The 18,508-nt window shown below is 71.4% G+C and carries 18 protein-coding genes and 1 tRNA gene; 4 read left to right on the forward strand and 15 right to left on the reverse strand.

The window, feature by feature from the left end; genetic code table 11:
• Window positions 1–74: 74 nt before the first annotated feature.
• Window positions 75–1,238 carry a serine hydrolase domain-containing protein gene (locus JYK17_RS36470; protein WP_108009124.1) on the forward strand — a complete coding sequence of 388 codons (1,164 nt, stop codon included), beginning with the start codon at window positions 75–77 and terminating at the stop codon, window positions 1,236–1,238.
• Between the two features lie 21 nt (window positions 1,239–1,259).
• Here the strand turns inward: JYK17_RS36470 and JYK17_RS36475 are convergent, their stop codons facing one another.
• The 8 genes from JYK17_RS36475 to JYK17_RS36510 form a co-directional block, all read right to left on the reverse strand.
• Window positions 1,260–1,535: a DUF1876 domain-containing protein gene (locus tag JYK17_RS36475; protein WP_108009126.1), complete on the reverse strand. Its 276-nt coding sequence runs from the start codon at window positions 1,533–1,535 to the stop codon at window positions 1,260–1,262.
• A 68-nt stretch (window positions 1,536–1,603) separates the two neighbouring features.
• Window positions 1,604–1,819 (reverse strand): PLDc N-terminal domain-containing protein, encoded by a 216-nt coding sequence (locus JYK17_RS36480; RefSeq protein ID WP_108008377.1) that lies wholly within the window; start codon window positions 1,817–1,819, stop codon window positions 1,604–1,606.
• Window positions 1,820–1,837: 18 nt separating this feature from the next.
• Window positions 1,838–2,467 carry a DUF3887 domain-containing protein gene (locus JYK17_RS36485; protein ID WP_222812068.1) on the reverse strand — a complete coding sequence of 210 codons (630 nt, stop codon included), beginning with the start codon at window positions 2,465–2,467 and terminating at the stop codon, window positions 1,838–1,840.
• Between the two features lie 95 nt (window positions 2,468–2,562).
• A complete protein-coding gene (locus JYK17_RS36490; protein WP_108008381.1) occupies window positions 2,563–3,408 on the reverse strand; it encodes an EamA family transporter in 846 nt (281 codons plus the stop codon).
• The gene (locus JYK17_RS36495; RefSeq protein WP_222812069.1) at window positions 3,405–3,902 is read right to left on the reverse strand and encodes a YbaK/EbsC family protein; all 498 of its coding nucleotides are present in this window, start codon (window positions 3,900–3,902) and stop codon (window positions 3,405–3,407) included. The genes JYK17_RS36490 and JYK17_RS36495 overlap by 4 nt, the downstream gene beginning before the upstream one ends.
• An 89-nt stretch (window positions 3,903–3,991) precedes the next feature.
• A complete protein-coding gene (locus tag JYK17_RS36500; protein ID WP_108008385.1) occupies window positions 3,992–4,543 on the reverse strand; it encodes a cysteine hydrolase family protein in 552 nt (183 codons plus the stop codon).
• Window positions 4,544–4,621: 78 nt separating this feature from the next.
• Window positions 4,622–6,844, reverse strand: coding sequence for an MMPL family transporter (locus JYK17_RS36505; protein WP_108008387.1), 2,223 nt, complete (start codon window positions 6,842–6,844; stop codon window positions 4,622–4,624).
• A 128-nt stretch (window positions 6,845–6,972) separates the two neighbouring features.
• Entirely contained in the window at window positions 6,973–7,563 is a 591-nt protein-coding gene (locus tag JYK17_RS36510) for a TetR/AcrR family transcriptional regulator (RefSeq protein ID WP_108008389.1), read from the reverse strand.
• A gap of 210 nt (window positions 7,564–7,773) precedes the next feature.
• Between JYK17_RS36510 and JYK17_RS36515 the strand changes: the two genes are divergently transcribed.
• A complete protein-coding gene (locus JYK17_RS36515; protein ID WP_222812070.1) occupies window positions 7,774–11,433 on the forward strand; it encodes a S41 family peptidase in 3,660 nt (1,219 codons plus the stop codon).
• An 82-nt stretch (window positions 11,434–11,515) separates the two neighbouring features.
• On the opposite strand, the gene JYK17_RS36520 is transcribed toward JYK17_RS36515, so the two are convergent.
• The 4 genes from JYK17_RS36520 to JYK17_RS36535 all read right to left on the reverse strand — a co-directional run bounded on the left by JYK17_RS36520 (window position 11,516) and on the right by JYK17_RS36535 (window position 15,124).
• Complete coding sequence (locus JYK17_RS36520; RefSeq protein ID WP_108008393.1) at window positions 11,516–11,719, reverse strand: hypothetical protein; 204 nt, start codon at window positions 11,717–11,719, stop codon at window positions 11,516–11,518.
• A gap of 86 nt (window positions 11,720–11,805) precedes the next feature.
• Window positions 11,806–12,690: an SDR family oxidoreductase gene (locus JYK17_RS36525; protein ID WP_108008395.1), complete on the reverse strand. Its 885-nt coding sequence runs from the start codon at window positions 12,688–12,690 to the stop codon at window positions 11,806–11,808.
• Complete coding sequence (locus tag JYK17_RS36530) at window positions 12,687–13,604, reverse strand: alpha/beta fold hydrolase (protein ID WP_108008398.1); 918 nt, start codon at window positions 13,602–13,604, stop codon at window positions 12,687–12,689. Before JYK17_RS36530 ends, JYK17_RS36525 begins: the two co-directional genes overlap by 4 nt.
• A complete protein-coding gene (locus JYK17_RS36535; RefSeq protein WP_222812071.1) occupies window positions 13,601–15,124 on the reverse strand; it encodes a flavin-containing monooxygenase in 1,524 nt (507 codons plus the stop codon). The genes JYK17_RS36530 and JYK17_RS36535 overlap by 4 nt, the downstream gene beginning before the upstream one ends.
• A gap of 150 nt (window positions 15,125–15,274) precedes the next feature.
• Between JYK17_RS36535 and JYK17_RS36540 the strand changes: the two genes are divergently transcribed.
• A complete protein-coding gene (locus JYK17_RS36540; RefSeq protein ID WP_164932370.1) occupies window positions 15,275–15,916 on the forward strand; it encodes a MerR family transcriptional regulator in 642 nt (213 codons plus the stop codon).
• A 159-nt stretch (window positions 15,917–16,075) separates the two neighbouring features.
• Here JYK17_RS36540 and JYK17_RS36545 read toward each other — a convergent pair whose 3' ends face one another.
• Entirely contained in the window at window positions 16,076–16,879 is an 804-nt protein-coding gene (locus JYK17_RS36545) for an exodeoxyribonuclease III (RefSeq protein WP_181362374.1), read from the reverse strand.
• Window positions 16,880–16,956: 77 nt separating this feature from the next.
• Here JYK17_RS36545 and JYK17_RS36550 point away from each other — a divergent pair, with 77 nt between their 5' ends.
• Complete coding sequence (locus JYK17_RS36550; protein WP_108008402.1) at window positions 16,957–17,439, forward strand: GNAT family N-acetyltransferase; 483 nt, start codon at window positions 16,957–16,959, stop codon at window positions 17,437–17,439.
• Between the two features lie 116 nt (window positions 17,440–17,555).
• On the opposite strand, the gene JYK17_RS36555 is transcribed toward JYK17_RS36550, so the two are convergent.
• Window positions 17,556–17,629 (reverse strand) — tRNA-Ala (locus JYK17_RS36555).
• A 93-nt stretch (window positions 17,630–17,722) separates the two neighbouring features.
• A partial coding sequence (gene sepX, locus JYK17_RS36560) for a divisome protein SepX/GlpR (protein WP_222812072.1) occupies window positions 17,723–18,508 on the reverse strand: 786 nt, incomplete at its 5' end.

Raw genomic sequence — 18,508 nt, forward strand, 5'->3', positions numbered from 1 at the left:
CGGGGAATCGCAGGCTGGGCGCTGGTGTTTCCCCCACAGTCGCAGGTGAACCGGAAGGAAGTACGGGCGTGAGCGTGGACGTGAACGGTGCGGTGGCCGAGGGCTTCGAGCCGGTCAGGGAGGCGTTCGCGCGGAACTTCGAGACGCTGGGCGAGCGGGGCGCCGCCGTCGCCGTCCACCGCGACGGGCACAAGGTCGTCGATCTGTGGGGCGGCACCAAGGACGTGGACGGGGACCGGCCCTGGGAGCACGGCACCGCCCAGGTCGTGCGCTCGGCGACCAAGGGCGTCGCCGCCGCCGTACTCCTGCTGCTGCACCAGCGCGGGGAGCTGGACCTGGACGCGCCGGTGGGCGAGTACTGGCCGGAGTTCAAGGCGGCGGGCAAGGAGCGGACGCGGGTGTGGCATCTGCTCGCGCACCGCGCCGGCGTGCCCGTCCTGGACCGTCCGCTGACCCCCGCCCAGGCCGCCGACCCCGCCCTCGGCGCCGAGGCGGTCGCGGCGCAGGCACCGGTGTGGGAGCCGGGCACCGACCACGGATACCACGCGCAGACGTACAGCTGGCTGACGGGCGAGCTGGTGCGCCGGGTCACCGGCCGCGGCATGGGCGAGTGGATCGCCGACGAGATCGCCGGGCCGGCCGGGGCGGACCTGTGGCTGGGGCTGCCCGAGGCGGAGACGTCCCGAGTGGGCCTGACCGGCAGGATCGAGTCCCCCGCGGACCCGCCCGGTCTGCGGACCCGCCCCAAGCGCGCGGTCGCCGAGGCCTACGCGGACCCGGACTCCCTCACCTGCCGGGCCTTCGCGGCCATCACCCCGTTCCCCGACGAGAACGACCCCGCCTACCGCGCGGCCGTCCTGCCCGCATCCAACGGCATCGCCACGGCGGAGGGCCTGGCGCGCTTCTACGGCTCACTCATCGGCGAAGTGGACGGCGGCAGGCGGCTGTTCACGCCGGAGACGGCGGAGCTGGCCCGCGCCGAGCGCAGCGCCGGACCGGACCGCGTGCTCGTCGTCGGCACCCGGTTCGGCCTCGGCTACATGCTGCACGGACCGGCGTCCCCGATGCTGTCCCCCACCTCCTTCGGCCACCCCGGCCGCGGCGGCTCCCTCGGCTTCGCCGACCCCGCCTCGGGCATCTCCTTCGGCTACGTGACCAACGGCTTCCGCACGAGCGTGACGGCGGACCCCCGGGCGCAGGCGCTGGTACGGGCACTGCGCGGCGCGCTGTCGGCGTGAGCGGGCCGGTAGGGTCGCGGCTCAGACGTTGATGGAGTGCGAGGTGCGCCCCGAGGCCGAGTCGATCTCCCCGTGCGCCTTGGCCAGCAACTGCATGGCGAGCTCGTTGAGCGCCCGCGCGCCCGCGATCTCCTCGCCCACCCGAGGCTGATTGGCATCGGAACCGTGCCGGCTCGCATGCCCGTGGGCCCGTATCTCACTCCCGTCGGACAGCCGCACCATCGCAGCGGCCCGCGTATGCGTCGCGTCCTCCTGGAACTCCAGCTCGACATGCCATCCCACTGCGGTGTGCATCATGACGATCACCTCCGGAAGACCTGTCTCCAGGGTGCTCCTCACCGCGCCCGCACGCACCACTGCGGGCCCTAGCGGTCCGCCTGCCGGCCGTGCACCAGATAGGCGACCAGTCCGACGACGTTGCCGAACGCACAGAGGGCCAGCCATGCCTGTGGCGTCAGATTGCGGGTGTGCGGGTGGCGGGCGATGTCGGCCATGCACACGACGGCGGGGACGATCGCGACCAGCGGCACGAGCGCGGCCCACAGCGGCGGCGCGGACGAGAGAAGGGAACCGGTCTGCACGAAAGTCCTCCTTGGTTCTCAGGGAATCTCGGACGGAAGTATGAAGAGACCGGCAACCTTCTCGTCCGTGTCGAAGGCGACCCGAGCCTTCATGTCGTCGGCCTCGTACCGCAAGGGCACGTCGACGACCGTGTGGTCGCCGATCCGCCGGACGAACGGCTCGCCGTCGCCGAACCCCTCGAACGCGCCGACCAGGCCGGTGACCGTGGCGCGGCCGTTGCTCCACACCTCGTCGGTGAGGGCCGCCAGCACCTCGGCGTTGAACGAACGGCGGGCCTCCTCCATCCGCCCTTCCAGGACGTCCGTGACGATCGCGACGGCGCGTTGCCCGGCGTCGGTCATGCGCACTGTCTTGTCCATGGGTTCTCCCGTCCGGGGATCGATGGGTTTGCCGAACCGCTGGAAGGCGGCCTGGCGGGTGACTCCGAGCAGGTCCCCGATCTCCTGCCAGGTGTGGCCGGCGTCCCTGGCCTGCTGCACGCACAGCTTGAGCACCTGTTCCGCCAGGTCGTCGACGTCCCGGGAGTGCCGGATCAGGTCCAGATAGGAAGGCGCTGCCAGAGAGCTGCCCAGCGCCCCGGCCAGCAGCGAGCTCCGCTCGGCCAGCAGTGCGCTCAGGCGGCGGAGGGACGGCGAGGCATCGGTCATATGTAAACGATGCCTTTACAACCGCACGTCGTCAAGGATTCCTTTACAACCACCCGCGCCCGGCAGACCGCCCCACCACGACCGGTCCCGGCGCACTACCCGGCGTGCAGCATCAGCCCGATGCCGGCCACCAGCAGGCCTGCCGCCGCGATGCGGGGCGGGCCGAACCGTTCCTTGAAGAAGACGGCGCCGATGGCGGCGCCGACGATGATCGAGGATTCTCGTAGGGCCGCGATCGGGGCGAGTTCGGCTCTTGTCTGGGCCCAGAGGACCAGGCCGTAGGCGAGGACGGACAGGGCGGCGCCCAGAAGGCCCCGAGGGGCGAAGGGGCGCAGGACGGTGGTGAAGCGGCCACGCCAGCGGTACAGCGCGTACGCCGGGACCGCGATGCCCTCCACTGCCATCAGCCAGGCGATGTAGCCGAGGGAGGAGCCGGACGCGCGTACGCCCAGGCCGTCCACGACCGTGTACGCGGCGATGGTCAGGCCGGTGGCGAGCGCGGCGCCGATGGCCGGCCAGTTGGGCCGGCTGCCGCGCAGGCCCCACAGGGCGACGCCGGTCAGCCCCGCGCAGGACAGGGTGATGCCCGCGGCCGCCCAGCCGTTCGGTACCTCGTGTGCGAAGAGCGCGGCGAGGAGCGTGACGACCAGGGGTGCGGTACCGCGGGCGATCGGATAGGCCTGGCCGAAGTCGCCGAGCCGGAAGGACCGCATGAGCAGGACGTAGTAGGCGACGTGGATGACCGCGGAGGCGGCGAGGTAGGGCCAGGCGCCGGCCGCGGGGAAGGGCACGAACGGCACCATCGCCAGCCCGATGAGCATGCCGCCGCCGGCGATCAGGGTGAAGCCGACCAGCTTGTCCGTGATCTGGTGGGCGATCGCGTTCCAGCCGGCGTGTGTGACGGCGGCGAACAGGACCGCGGCGGCGACCAGCGGCGTCACGAGCTGCGCTCGCGCACGTCCACGAGGGTGGCACCGGCGTGGGCGACCAGGTCCTTGGGCTCCATCGGGAACACGGCGTGCGGGTTGCCGGCGGCGGCCCACACGACGTCGTGCTCCAGCAGCGAACGGTCGGCCAGCACCCGGGTTGTGGTGCGGTGTCCGAAGGGCGGTACGCCCCCGATGGCGTACCCGGTGCTCTCGCGCACGACGTCCGCCCGGGCCCGGGTCACCTTCTCGGCGCCGAGCTCCTCGCGGACCCGCTCGATGTCCACCCGCGAGGCCCCGTCCATCAGCACCAGCACCGGGACCCCGTCCGCCGCGAAGATCAGCGACTTGCAGATCTGGCTCAGCTCGCAGCCGATCGCCGCGGCCGCCTCGGCGGCGGTGCGGGTCGCGTCCGGGAAGCGGCGGATGCGGTCGTTCACGTCGTCGAGACCCAGCTCGTGCAGGGCCTCGGCGAAACGGGGGTGGGCCGGCGAGTCGGAAGGCGTCATGCCCGGCAGGCTAGCTGCCCCGTACAGACATCACGAACGAATTCGGGGACGCCCGCTCGGCCGGACGTCAGACCGACGCCACCCGAACTTCAGCCGAACGTCACGCCCTCGGTCGTGGACACCGCCGCCGTACGCCCGGGTGCGGAGTGGTACTGCCAGTACAGGTTGGTGTGGGCGACGACCTGCTCCGGGGGCGGGGCGCCCCACTTGCTGTTGTCGTTCGTGGTGTGGGCGTCGGAGACGAGCGTGACGTCGTATCCGCGGGTGAAGGCGCCGTGGATCGTGGAGCGTATGCAGGCGTCGGTCTCCGCGCCCGCGACCACGAGATGGCCGACCCCGGCCGCGGCGAGGACCTCCTCCAGTTCGGTGTCCTCGAAGGCGTCGCCGTAGTTCTTGTGCACCACCGGTTCGGAGGCGCGGCCGGGCAGTTCGCGCACGTACTGCCAGGCCTCGCTGCCCTTCTCCAGGCCGTCGTCGGAGTGCTGGACCCAGACGACGGGGACGTCCTGGGCGCGGGCCCGCTCGACGAGGGAGGCGATGTTGGCGACGACCTCGTCGCGCCGGTACGCGGACACGACGACGCCCTGCTGGACGTCGATCACCAGCAGGGCGGTGCGGGGGCGTTGCGGAAGCGTGGTCATGCGCTCACGCTAGCCCCCGCCACTGACAGTCGCCGGGGGTTGTCCCCTCTGACAGTCCTCTGACAGTCGCCGGGGCCGTCAGGCCCGTGCCAGCTCCCGATCCTCGTCGTCGTCCCTCGTGTCGCGGTCGAGGTTCTTCAGCCCCTCGCCCTCCACGTCCACGTTGGGCAGCGCCCGGTCCAGCCACTTCGGCAGCCACCAGGCCCGCTTGCCGAGCAGTGCCAGCACCGCCGGCACGATCGCCATGCGCACGATGAACGCGTCGAAGAAGACCGCGATCGCGAGGCCGAAGCCGATCATCTTGATCATGGACTCGCTGGAGCCGATGAAGCCGGAGAAGACCGCCGTCATGATCACCGCGGCGGCCGTGACCACCCGCGCCCCGTGCTTGAACCCGGTGACGACGGCCTGCGCCGGCTTCTCCCCCTGGACGTAGGCCTCCCGCATCCGCGTCACGAGGAACACCTCGTAGTCCATCGCGAGACCGAAGACCACACCGACCATGAAGATCGGCATCATCGACATGACCGGGCCGGTCTGCTCCACACCCAGCAGACCGGACAGCCAGCCCCACTGGAAGACCGCCACGACCGCGCCGAGCGCCGCCATCACCGACAGCAGGAAGCCGAGCGCCGCCTTCAGCGGGACCAGGATCGAGCGGAAGACGACGATCAGGAGGAGGAACGCCAGACCGACGACCAGCACCAGATACGGGATCAGCGCGTCGTTCAGCTTCTGCGACACGTCGATGTTCATCGCCGTCGAGCCGGTGACCAGCACCTTCGCGCCCGTGTCGGCCTTGATGTGCGCGCCCGCGTCACGGATTGAGTGGACCAGGTCCTCGGTGGTGACCGACGACGGCTTGGAGTCGGGGATCACCGTGATCGTCGCCGTGTCACCGGCCTTGTTGAACTGCGCCGGCGTGACCGTCACGACGTCCTTCAGGCCCTTGATGTCATGGGCGACCTTGCCCACCGCGGCCTTGGGGCTGTCGCTGTCCTTGGCGTCGACCACGATCATCAGGGGGCCGTTGAATCCGGGGCCGAAGCCCTCGGACAGCAGGTCGTAGGCGCGGCGCTGCGTCGTCGACGTCGGCTGCGAGCCGTCGTCGCCCAGGCCCAGCTCCAGCGAGGACGCCGGGACCGCCGCGGCTCCGAGACCGATCACGCCCAGCAGCAGGACCGCGACGGGGCGGCGTACGACGAAGCTCGCCCAGCGGGTGCCCATGTTCGGCCGGCCCTCGGCCGCCTTGCGTGCCGCGCGTCCGCCGCCGAGCAGCCTGCTCTTCTGCCCGGCCGGCTTGACCTTGCGGCCCGCGTACCCGAGCAGTGCCGGGATCATGGTCAGCGCGATCAGCACCGCGATCGCCACCGTGCCGGCGGCCGCCACACCCATCTTCGTCAGCATCGGGATGTTGACGACGGACAGGCCGACCAGCGCGATCACGACCGTCAGGCCGGCGAAGACCACCGCCGAGCCGGCCGTGCCGACGGCCCGCCCGGCCGCCTCCTCCCGGGCGCGGCCCTCGGCGAGCTCGGCGCGATAGCGGGAGACGATGAACAGGGCGTAGTCGATGCCGACCGCGAGGCCGATCATCATGGCCAGGGTGGAGGTCGTCGAGCCGAGGTCCAGGGCCTTCGCCAGTGCCGTGATGGTCGAGACGCCGATGCCCACGCCGATGAGCGCCGTCAGCAGCGGCAGCCCGGCCGCGATCAGCGAGCCGAAGGTGATGACGAGGACGACGGCCGCGACCGCGATGCCGATGACCTCGGTGGCGCCGGTCTCGGGTGTCGTCTGCAGCGCGTCACCGCCGATCTCGACGGTCAGCCCGGCGCCCCGCGCATCCTTTCCGGCCTGCTCCAGGGCGTCCCGTGAGGCGTCCTTCAGCTCCATGCCGGAGACCTTGTACTTGACCGACGTATAGGCGATCGTGCCGTCCTTGCTGACGGCGTGCGCCTTGTAGGGGTCGGAGGCGGAGACCACCTCGGAGCCGTCGGACAGCTCCTTGACCGTCTTCTCGACGGTGGCCTTGTTGCCGGCGTCGGTCATCTTCTCGCCCGCGGGCGCCTTGAAGACGACGCGTCCGGTGGCGCCGTCGGCGCTCATCCCGGGGAAGCGCTGTTCCAGCAGGTCGAAGGCCTTCTGGGCCTCCGTACCGGGAATGGAGAAGGAGGAGGAGCCCGCAGCGGGGGCGCCGGCCGCGCCGACTCCCGCGAGCGTCAGCAGCGCCACCCAGATCAGGGCGACGAAGTGCCGTCGCCTGAAGGCGAACCGGCCGACTTTGTAGAGGAACGTGGCCACGAGGGCGTACTCCCGGTCAGGTCGTGGGTCTATCAGGGCAGGGGTGATCAGCCCGGCGGGGAGGCAGGGGTGACCGTCCCGACGACTTGAGCGGTGACGTCAGGTACTCGGGGAGGTGCGGGGATCTGTCAGGCGACGAGGGCGGGGAGAACCACTGCGTCGATGTACGAAAGGAGGAAGGCCTGGGTCGGCGGCTGTTCGTCGATCAGGCTGCGGGCGGCGAACCCACCGATGATCATGTGCATCACATAGTCGAGCGCCGGGTTGTCGGCCCGGATCTCGCCCCGGTCGATCGCGCGCTGCAGCATGCGGCGGAACTCCGCCAGCTCCGGTTCGATCAGGTGCTCCTTGAACGCCTTCAGGAGGTCCGGATTGCCGTGCACCGCCATGGCCAGCCCTCGCATCAGCGCGGAGTTCTGCTCCATCTGGCAGTCGTCCGAGCGCAGCGTGAGGGCGTGCAGGTCGCCCTTGAGCGAGCCGGTGTCGATCTCGGCGGAGGAGCCCGGCTTGTCGTGCCGTACCGCCCTTGCGACCAGCTCGGCCTTGCCGCCCCACTGGCGGTAGAGCGTCGCCTTGCTGGAGCGGGTGCGGGCCGCCACGGCGTCCATGGTGAGGGCGTCGTAGCCGACTTCCCTGAGCAGGTCGAGCACGGCCCCGTACAGCTCGGCCTCTCGCTCGGGCGTGATCCGACTGCGACGCGTCGTTGCGACCTCAGTCATGTCACTCACCTTCCGGCTCGGGTGCTCCTGTTCGTACACCCAAGAAGATACCCTGAAAGCTAGCGAAACGAAACCGTTTCGTACGTGTGGTGGATCACGTATGTGAAGGAGACGTAAGGAAGGGGTCCCGTGAGGAAGGAGCCATAAGAAGGACACGCAAGACCGGGCCTACGAGTTGCCCGGCCCCATTCGGCGGAAAAGCATGGGGAGGTGAGCTATCTGCGCCTGCCGCATCTGAGCGGTGACCTGTTGTGCTTCGTGGCCGAGGACGACCTCTGGCTGGCTCCGCTCGACGGGCCGGGCCGGGCCTGGCGGCTGACCGTCGACCGGACGAAGATCGGGCATCCGCGGTTCTCGCCGGACGGCCGCCACATCGCCTATACGAGCTGGTGGAGCCTGGTGCCGGAGATCCACGTCGTGCCCGTGGACGGCGGACCCGGACGGCAGCTCACGCACTGGGGGTCGGCGGACACGCAGGTGTGCGGGTGGGCGCCGCCGGCGGGAGACAAGGGGGGCGCGGGGGCCGCGGGGGGCGCCGGGGGCGTAGGAGGCGCCGGGGGCGCGGCAGGAACGGGGGCCGTGGGGGGCACGATTCTCGCCGTCGCCTCGCACGGCGAGCCGTTCTCCTACTTCACCTGGGCCTACAAGGTCTCCCCCGACGGCGACCCCGGCCGCAAGCTGCCCTGGGGCCCGGTCTCCGACATCCAGGTCGCCGACCTCGACGGGGAGCGCAAGACGCTGCTGCTCACCGGCACCCCGCCGCACGAGCCCGCCTCCTGGAAGCGCTACCGCGGCGGCGCCATGGGCCGCCTCTGGTTCCACGGCAAGCGGCTGCTGCCCGATCTGCGGGGGCATCTGCACTCCCCCATGTTCGTCGGCGGCCGGATCGCCTTCCTCTCCGACCACGAGGGCATCGGCAACCTCTACTCCTGCACCTACGACGGCACCGACCTGCGCCGGCACACCGACCACGACGCGTTCTACGCCCGGCACGCGTCGAGCGACGGCACGCGGGTGGTGTACCAGTGCGCCGGTGACCTGTGGATCGTCGACAACCTGGCCGCCGACTCCGAACCGCGCCGCCTCGACGTACGGCTGAGCGGTCCGCGCGCGGGCCGGCGCTCCTACCAGGTCCCGGCCACCCAGCACGTGGACGGCATCTCGGTGGACGAGACGGGCCGCGCGAGCGCCGTGGTCGTACGCGGAAGTCTGTACTGGCTCACCCACCGCGACGGCCCGGCCCGCACCATCACCGACACCCCGGGCGTACGGGTCCGGCTGCCGGAGATGCTCGGCTCGGCCGGCCAGGTCGCCTACGTCACGGACGCCGAGGGCGAGGACGCGATCGAGATCGCCCACCTTCCTCGCGTTTCCGGGCCCCGCGCCCCGCGCCGGCTCGCCTCGGGCAAGCTGGGCCGAGTCCTCGAACTGGCCTCCGACCCCCAGGGCGAACGCCTCGCCATCGCCTCCCACGACGGCCGACTTCTGCTGATCACCGTGGCGGACGGGACGGGGGGTGCGGATGCTTGGACGGAGGGGGCAGGGGGCCGGGACGAGGGGGTGGGCGTCGAGGGGTCGCTGGGCGAGGACGAGGGAGCGACTGCCGAGGCGGCGCCGGAACCGGACCGCGCGGCGGACGCCGAGCAGGCGCGGCAACGGGACGGCGCGACAGCCCCCGTAGCGGCCGAGGAACCGGGCGGCGTGGGGTCCGTCGAGCCGACACGGCACCGGGACGGCGCAACGGACGCTGACGAGGCTCGCCACCGGGACGACGGGGTGCCCCCCGAAGGGTCGGGGGGCCGGGATGCCGTAGCCGCTGGAGCGGCAGGGCACCGGGACGGTGAAGTGGTCGAGTTGATCCGGTCGATCAACGGGCCCGTGCGCGACCTCGCGTTCTCGCCGGACGGGGCCTGGCTGACGTGGTCGCACCCGGGGATCGGCAGGTCGCTGCGGCAGATCAAGATGGCGCGGATCTCCGGGGGCGGGAGCGGTGAGCGGTTGATCGTGGACGTGACCGACGGGCGGTTCGAGGACGAGAACCCGGTGTTCACGCGGGACGGCCGCTATCTGGCGTTCCTGTCCTGGCGGGGCTTCGACCCGGTCTACGACGTCCACACCGGAGACCTCTCCTTCCCGCTCGGCTGCCGCCCCTATCTGGTGCCGCTCAGCTCCGCCACCCCCTCCCCCTTCGCCCTGAGCCCGGAGGGCCGTCCGGCTGCCGGGGGCCTGGACCCGCTGGCCGACGAGGGGAGCGGCGACGGCGCGGTGACCGTCGAGGTCGAGGGGCTGGAGAACCGGGTCACCCCGTTCCCGGTGACCGCCTCCAAGTACTCGGCGCTCCATCCGGTCGCGGGCGGCGGCCTGGTCTGGCTGCGCTGGCCGATCTCGGGCGCCCTCGGCGAGACCTTCGCCAACCCGGACGACACGACCGGCCGCCCCACGCTGGAGTACTTCAACATCAGCAAGGCGAAGAAGTCCGAACTCGTCGACCACCTCGACTGGTTCGCCCTCAGCGGCGACGGAAGCCGACTGGTCGTGGTCGACGACGACGATCTGCGGGCGGTCCCCTCCACGGAGTCCGGCGACGGCGACACCACGGTCTGGATCGATCTGCGCCGCATCCTGCACCAGGTCGACCCCGCCGCGGAGTGGCGCCAGTCCTACGAGGAGGCCGGCCGGCTCATCCGCGCGTACTTCTGGGAGCCGGGGATGGGCGGCGTCGACTGGGACGCGATCCTCGACCAGTACCGTCCACTGGTCGAACGGGTCGCGTCCCCCGACGACTTCGCCGACCTGCTGCGCGAGGTGCTGGGCGAACTGGGCACCTCCCACGCCTACGTCACCTCCGCCCGCCGCAACGAGGGGCCACCGCACTACCAGCGCCGCCAGGGCCTCCTCGGCGCCAACTTCGTGTGCAGGCAGGAGGGTTGGGTGGTCAAGCGGATCCTGCCCGGCGACTCCTCGGACTCCAAGGCGCGTTCGCCGCTGGCGGGCACCGGCATCAGGGAAGGTGCCGTACTGACCCATGTCGACGGCCGCCCGGTGGACCCGGTGAGGGGCCCGTATCCGCTGCTGGCCGGTTCGGGCGGTACGACGGTGGAGCTGACATTTCTGCCCGCGAAGGGCGAGCCGGGCCGCGCCCGCCGCGTGGCCGTCGTCCCGCTCATCGACGAACGGCCGCTGCGCTACCAGGACTGGGTGGCCAAACGCCGGGCGGTGGTGCGGGAGTTGAGCGGCGGCCGCTGCGGCTATCTGCACATCCCCGACATGGGCGGCTCCGGCTGGGCCCAGTTCAACCGGGATCTGCGCATGGAGATGTCGCGGCCCGCACTCATCGTCGACGTGCGCGGCAACGCCGGCGGCCACATCAGCGAACTGGTCGTGGAGAAGCTGACCCGCAAAATCCTCGGCTGGGACCTGACGCGGAACGCCCAGCCGGTGTCGTACGCCTCCAACGCCCCACGCGGCCCGGTCGTCGCGCTGGCGGACGAGGCCACGTCCTCCGACGGCGACATGATCACGGCCGCCTTCAAACTCCTCGGGCTCGGCCCGGTGATCGGCCAGCGCACCTGGGGCGGTGTCGTCGGCATGACCGGACGCCACCGGCTGGGCGACGGGACGGTGATCACGGTGCCGATGAACGCGGCCTGGTTCGACGCGTACGGCTGGGGCATCGAGAACCAGGGCGTCACCCCGGACCTGGAGATCCTGCGCACCCCGCTGGACTGGGCCGAGGGCCGCCACGCCCAGCTCGACGACGCGGTGCAACTGGCCGTGGAACTGCTGGAGACCAACCCCCCTGCCACCCCGCCGGACTACAGCGACCTCCCCGACCGCTCACGCCCGAAGCTGCCGCCGCGCAGCGCATGAGCAGCGGCGCGTGCTGACAAGCAGCACATGAGAAAGGGTGCCCCGCCGGGGCACCCTTTCCGATCACTTCAGCAGGCCGACGTCAGATGTCGAAGTCCTGGTCGAGCGGCTCCTGCCCTTCGCGACGCTGGGACTCCTCGTCGCGCATGCGCTCGCCGCCCTGCTCGCCGCGCTCCTGGCCCTGCTGGCCACGCTCACGGCCCTGCTCGCGAGCCTGCTCGGCCCGCTGCTTGGCCTGCTGCTTCATCTGCTCGGCCTTGTCCTGGAACTGGTCCTTCATACCCATGTGGGTTCACTCCCGGAGGGTGAGGGGAAAGGCCCTTGATCGGGCCTCGACCAGATTCACACGGGCGGACACCGTCCGCATTTCGATCAACTACGCTGCGTAGCGCGCGACTCCTCGTCCGCCGCCCCACCTGCGCCGACGAGCCCGGTGCGCATACCCGTCAACCGGGTCGCGAACCGCTTCATCTCACGCTGGCCGACGGTTCCGATGACCCCGGGCAGATAGCCGCGCACACCCTGCATCCCGCGCAGCCACCACTGCCCGTACACATGGCCGGCACGCCGCTCGATGCCGGCCACGAGCCGGTCCACGGCCGGGCTCAGCGGATACGTCTTGTTCGACGGCCACGGCAGCCGCTGCCTCAGCTCGCGCATGACCTCGTCCTGGTCGGCGCCGCGCACCATGTCGGTGTCGGTCCACGACAGATAGCCGACCCCGACCCGCACGCCCCGGTAGCCGACCTCCGCGCGCAGGCTGTGCGCGTACGCCTCCACACCGGACTTGGAGGCGCAGTACGCGGTCATCATCGGAGCGGGCGTGATGGCCGCGAGCGAGGCGATCTGCAGCAGATACCCCCGGCTCTCCAGCAGCACCGGCAGGAAGGCGCGGGCCGTCACCGCCGAGCCGATCAGGTTCACCTCGATCACCCGCCGCCACGACTCCGGGTCGGAGTCCACGAACGGCCCGCCGGTCGCGACACCCGCGTTGGCGACGACGATGTCGACCTTCCCGAAGCGCTGCTTGACCTCCTGCGCCACGCGGGCCATCGCCACATGGTCCGTCACGTCGGCGTGCCAGTGGTCGCTGTCGGTGTGCAGCCGCTCGGAGACCTGCTTGAGGGCGTCCGGCTCCAGTCCGACCAGCGCCACCTTCGCGCCGCGCGCGGACAGCTTGCGCGCGAGCAGCTCCCCGACCCCGCGCGCCGCGCCCGTGACCACGGCGACCTGTCCTTCGAGGCTGACCCTGCTCATGCGCCCTCCTTGATCGTTGCGTACGTCACCACGAGTTCCCGGATTTTCGCGCTGATCAGCTCCGGCGCCTCGACGGGCGTCATATGGCCGAGCCCCGGCAGCTCGGCGCTGTCCACGCAGTTGGGCAGCGCGGCCACCAGCGCCCGCGCCTGCACGGGCGGGGTGAGCCGGTCGGCGGTCCCGACCACCACGACCGTCGGCACCCTCAACTCCCGTACCCCGTGGTCGAGATCGAGCAGGTCCAGCACCTGCGACCAGGCGTGCCGCACCCTGGTGGGGCACGCGTGCACGATCCGCGCGCACGCCTCCACCATGTGCGGCGCCGAACCCGGTCCCATCGTCCCGTACTTGAGGATCCGGCGCGCGACGGGCGTGACCGGCCCGAGCGGCGCCCGCGCCCCGAGGATGTGCTTGGTCAGCCAGGTCCGCAGCCGTCCCGGCCGCATGGGTACGACGGTCGACTCGGCGACCAGCCGCGAGGAACCGGTGCTGCACAGCAGAACAGCGACCGCGTGCTCCCGGAAGACGGCCCTGCCCGACGCCGCCATCACCGTCATGCCGCCCATGGAGTGACCGGCGATCACGGCCTTCTCCCCGGGCGCCAGCGTCTCCCTCAGTACGGCTTCGAGGTCGTCCGCGAGCGCCTCCGTGCTGCACACCCGGCTCGCCGGGCTGCGTCCGTGGCCGCGCTGGTCGTAGGCGATGACCCGGTGGTCGACCGAGAGGTCCCGGATCTGCGCCGCCCAGAAGGCGGTCGAGCAGGTCCAGCCATGGGCGAGGACGACGGCGGGCGCGCCCTCGGGGCCGTGCACCTCTACGTGGACACGGGCCCCGTCGGAGGAGACGGCGACGAGCTCGCGGGCGGGCGCGGGCGGGGCGTACGGCCCGGTCTTGACGTGCATCAGCCGGCTCACGCCTCCACCTCCGCCGTCGCCTTCACGGGTGCGTCCTCGGCAGGCCGGGCGGGCGCGCGCAGCACCTCGTACTCCGCGAGGTTCACCTGGCGTGTGGCCCGCCTGAACTCGGTGGTCGAACCGGGCCAGATGGTGGTGTTGCGGCCGTTCGCGTCGAGGTACCAGCTGGTGCAGCCGCCGGTGTTCCACACGGTGCGCTTCATGCGCTCCTGCACCCGGGCGTTCCAGCCCGCGACGGCGCTCGGCCGGGCGTCGAGGGCGGCTCGGCCGCCGAGGACGTCCAGCTGCTTCACGAAGTCCGCCATGTAGTTGAGGTGGGACTCGATCATCAGGATCATCGAGGAGTTACCGAGGCCGGTGTTGGGTCCGATGATGGTCATCCAGTTGGGGAACCCGGCCGCGGTGGCGCCGCGCAGGGCCGCCATCCCGTCCTTCCACGCCTCGGCGAGCGTTTTGCCCTCGGCGCCCACGATCCGCTCGGCGATCGGCATGTCGGTGACGTGGAAGCCCGTACCGAAGATGATCGCGTCGACCTCGGCCTCGCTGCCGTCGGCGGCGACGACGGTCGAACCGCGGATCTCGCTCAGGCCACTGGCCACGACGTCGACGTTGGGCTGGGCGAGCGCCGGGTAGTAGGTGCTGCTCAGCAGGATCCGCTTGCAGCCGATGCGGTAGTCGGGGGTGAGCTTGGCGCGCAGGGCCGGGTCCTTGATGGCGCGGGCCATGTTCCGCTTGGCCAGCTGCTCGACGAAGCCGAGTTCGTTGGGGTGCTTGGTGAACGCCTGGACCTGCAGCTCCCGGATCCCCCACAGCAGTCCGCGGCGGGCCCGCGCGGTGAAGGGCAGCGTGCGGTGCAGGGCCCGCTCGGCGCCGGAGATGGCGCGGTCGACGCGGGGCATGACCCAGGGCGGGGTGCGCTGGAAGAGGGTGAGGCTCTCGACCTGCGGCTGGATGGACGGCACGATCTGGATGGCCGAGGCGCCCGTGCCCACCATCGCCACGCGCTTGCCGCGCAGGTCGTAGTCGTGGTCCCAGCGGGCGGAGTGGAAGACCTTGCCGGGGAAGGAGTCGAGGCCCGGGATCTCGGGGATCTTCGGGTCGGACAGCGGGCCCGCGGCGGAGACGACGACATCCGCGGTCAGCCGTCCGCTGCTGGTCTCGATGTCCCAGTGCAGCTGCTCGGCGTCCCAGGTCATCAGCTTCACTTCGCAGTCGAAGCGGATGTGCGGGCGCAGCTGGAAGACGTCCGTGACGTGCTCCAGGTAGGCACGGATGTGCTCCTGCCCGGAGAAGGTGCGCGGCCAGTCGAAGTTGGGCGCGAAGGAGAAGGAGTACAGGTGGGAGGGCACGTCGCAGGCGCACCCGGGGTAGCTGTTGTCGCGCCAGGTGCCGCCGACGCTGCCGGCTCGCTCCAGCACGACGAAGTCGGTGATCCCCTCGCGTCGCAGCCGCACGGCGGCTCCCAGCCCGCCGAACCCGGACCCGATCACCGCCACCCGCACATGCTCGTGTTCGGTCATGCCGATGCCCTTTCCCACACGACTCCGCCAGTGAATACTGGCGCAATGGGAGCGTAGAGCAGCGACGTACTCATGGGTAGGGGGTCGCCCGGGAAAGTTACCGGCGGTACGCCATAGGGTGCGGTGGTGACCGAGAAGCGTGAGTACCGCATGGAGGAACTGGCCAGGGAAGCCGGCATCACAGTGCGCACCCTGCGCTTCTACCGAGAACGCAAGCTGCTCCCGCCGCCCCGCCGCGAGGGCCGTATCGCCTGGTACGACGAGCACCACCTGGCCCGCCTGCGCACGATCGCGGCGCTCCTGGAGCGCGGCCACACCCTGACCGGCATCGCGGAACTGGCGGAGGCCCTGGACCACGGCCGGGACGTCGCCGACCTGCTGGGCATCAACCCCACCGAGGAGGAGCCGGTCCGCCTCACCCCCGAGGAACTCGCCGCCCGATTCGAGGGCGAGGTCACCCCGGAGAACCTCGCGGCCGCCCTGGACCTCGGCTATCTGGGCACCGACGGCGACGAGATCGTCCACATCAGCCGCCGCCTCCTGGACGTCTCCTCCGCCCTGGTCCGCGAGGGCATCCCCCTCGCGGAGGTCCTGGCGGCCGGCGCCCGCGTCCGCGAACACGTCGACGAACTGGCCGAGATGTTCGCCGAGTTGGTCCTGCGCCACGGCGAGGAAAAGGACCTCCAGCGCCTGCGCCCCCTGGCCCGGAGCGTGGTGGAGGCGGAGATGTCCCTGGCCATGGACCGCCAGCTGCAGCAGCGCGAGAGGCCCGGCCGCGAGGACCGGCGCTAGGGTCTGTCTTTCGGATCGGGTCGGCTGAAGGAAACGGCGCGTCCTGGCCGGCCCGAGGGGGGTCTGGAGCGTGCGCCGCTGGGGGCACCCCACGCCCTTGAGGCAGTGGGGGAGGGCGTGCCAGGGCCGGCGACGCCAAGCTGATCCGAAAAACAGGCCCTAGAGGTCGTACACCACGGTCACCGGCGCATGGTCCGACCACCGCTCGTCATGCGTGGCCGCCCGCTCGACCTGGGCCTTGACGGCCTTCGCGGCGAGGCCCGGCGTACAGACATGGTGGTCGATGCGCCACCCCGTGTCGTTGTCGAAGGCCCTCCCCCGGTACGACCACCAGGTGTACGGCCCCTCGACCTCCGGGTGCAGGGCGCGGACGACGTCGACGTAGCCGCCGTCCTGCGGGTCGAAGACCCGGGTCAGCCACTCGCGTTCCTCCGGCAGGAAGCCGGAGTTCTTGGTGTTGCCGCGCCAGTTCCTGATGTCGGCCCGCTGGTGGGCGATGTTCCAGTCGCCGCAGACGACGACCTCGCGGCCGTCGGCGGCGGCCCGCTCACGCAGCGCCTTGAGATGGGCGAGGAACTCCGTCATGAAGCGGACCTTCTCGTCCTGGCGCTCGGTGCCGACCTCGCCGGAGGGCAGATAGAGGGAGGCGACCGTGACGCCCGGCAGGTCGACCTCGACGTAGCGGCCACTGGCGTCGAACTCCGCGGAGCCGAAGCCGACTTGGATGCGGTCGGGCTCCCGGCGGGTGTAGAGGGAGACACCGGCCCGCCCCTTGGCGGCGGCGGGCGCGTGCACCACGTGCCAGCCGTCGGGCGTGCGCACGTGCTCGGGCAGCTGATGCGGTTCGGCGCGCACCTCCTGCAGACAGAGCACATCGGCGGAGGTGCCGGCGAGCCACTCCACGAAGCCCTTCTTCGCGGCTGCGCGCAGGCCGTTGACGTTGACGGAGGTCACAGTGAACACGCGGGCACGATACCGGCACACTGGACGTGGTCCAGAATTCGATAATCGCGATCTTGCATAGGTGTACGGTTAACTGTATGAACATACGCCGGGTCTCCTTCGACCACCCCGACGCAGTCAAGCTGAACGACGAGGTCCAGGCCGAGTACCACGTCCGTTACGGCGACGGAGGCGACGCCACCCCCCTCGACCCGGCGGACTTCGAGCCCCCCAACGGCGTCTACTTCGTCGTCTACGACGACCGCGACACCCCCGTCGCCACGGGCGGCTGGCGCGCCCAGGACACCAACGGCGAGGGCAACTCCGACGGGGACGCCGAACTCAAGCGGATGTACGTGACGCAGACGGCCCGCGGCCGCGGCCTCGCCCGGCGCATCCTCGCCGCCCTGGAGGAGGACGCCCGCAGGGCCGGCCGCATCCGCATGGTCCTGGAGACGGGCACCAAGCAGCCGGAGGCCATCGCCCTGTACACCTCCAGCGGTTACGAACCCTGCGAGAAGTTCGGCTACTACCGCTTCCACGAGGAGAGCCGCTGCTTCGCGAAGCGGCTCGACGCCTGAGACGCGGGGCGCGGCACGCGCTGTGCGCGCCGCGCGCAACACAAAGATCCCGCCCGATCTGCGATCGGACGGGATCTTCTCAACTCCCCCGAGTTTCCCCGGGTTTGTCATTGCGGTGGACCTGAGGGGATTTGAACCCCTGGCCCCCTCGATGCGAACGAGGTGCGCTACCGGACTGCGCCACAGGCCCTTGCAACGAGTGAAACTCTAGCACCCCGATCCGGGTGCCCGGAAATCCGTATCCGGCCCGCCCGGGGGCAGCGTCACAGGTCGGGCGGGCGGTCTACTCATTGGCGGCCCTCGGCCGGTCGCCGTCCTCGTACTGGTCGAACAACGGTGTGCGGCCCCGCTCGCGCGCCCGCCGTGCGGAGGCCGCCCGGCGGGCGTCACAGCGCCCGTCGTCGTCCGCTCTGTCCTCCTCGCCGGCCTCCGGCGCCGCGGCGTCGCGCTCGGCACTCTGCTCGGCCGGTGCCTCCTGGTCGCGGGCGACCGGGCCCGAGCGGGCCGAGCTCCAGGTGTCCGGCGCCCCGAGGTCCACGTCGGAGGTGGCGCGCGGAGCGACCGGCGCGGTCACGTACGTCGGCAGGGGCACCGGCACCGGGTCCCAGCTGTCCCCGTGCCCGGGCCGCCGCTGCCGTTCGCGCTGCTGGTCCACCCACTCGGCGTGGTCGGTCTGCTCGACCAGGGCCCGCCGGTCGGCGGCGAGTGCGGACAGCCCGGGGTCGGTTCCCTGCGCATGCCCCTCTTCGGGTTCGTCGGCGTCCGCCTCGGCGGTGGCCGCGCGGCGGCGCGGCTGGCGGGCGCGTTCATGCAGCCGCTGGGCCGCGGCCTCGGCGCGGCGCCGGTCCATCTGGTAGGCGAAGCGCCGCCGTTCCTGGGTGCGCAGATACGCGATGTACCCGCTCAGCAGGACGGCGGGCACGCCGGGCGCCCAGAGGAACGCGAGCCCGCCGACGGCGGCGACAACCGCGCCGAGCGTGAAGGCGACGAAGAGCATCACGGTGGTACGGCGTCTGCGCGCGAGCACCTTCGAGCGCCGGGCGCGCGCCGCGGCCGCCTCCTGCGCGGG

The organism is Streptomyces plumbidurans (assembly GCF_019857225.1).
GTDB lineage: Bacteria > Actinomycetota > Actinomycetes > Streptomycetales > Streptomycetaceae > Streptomyces > Streptomyces plumbidurans.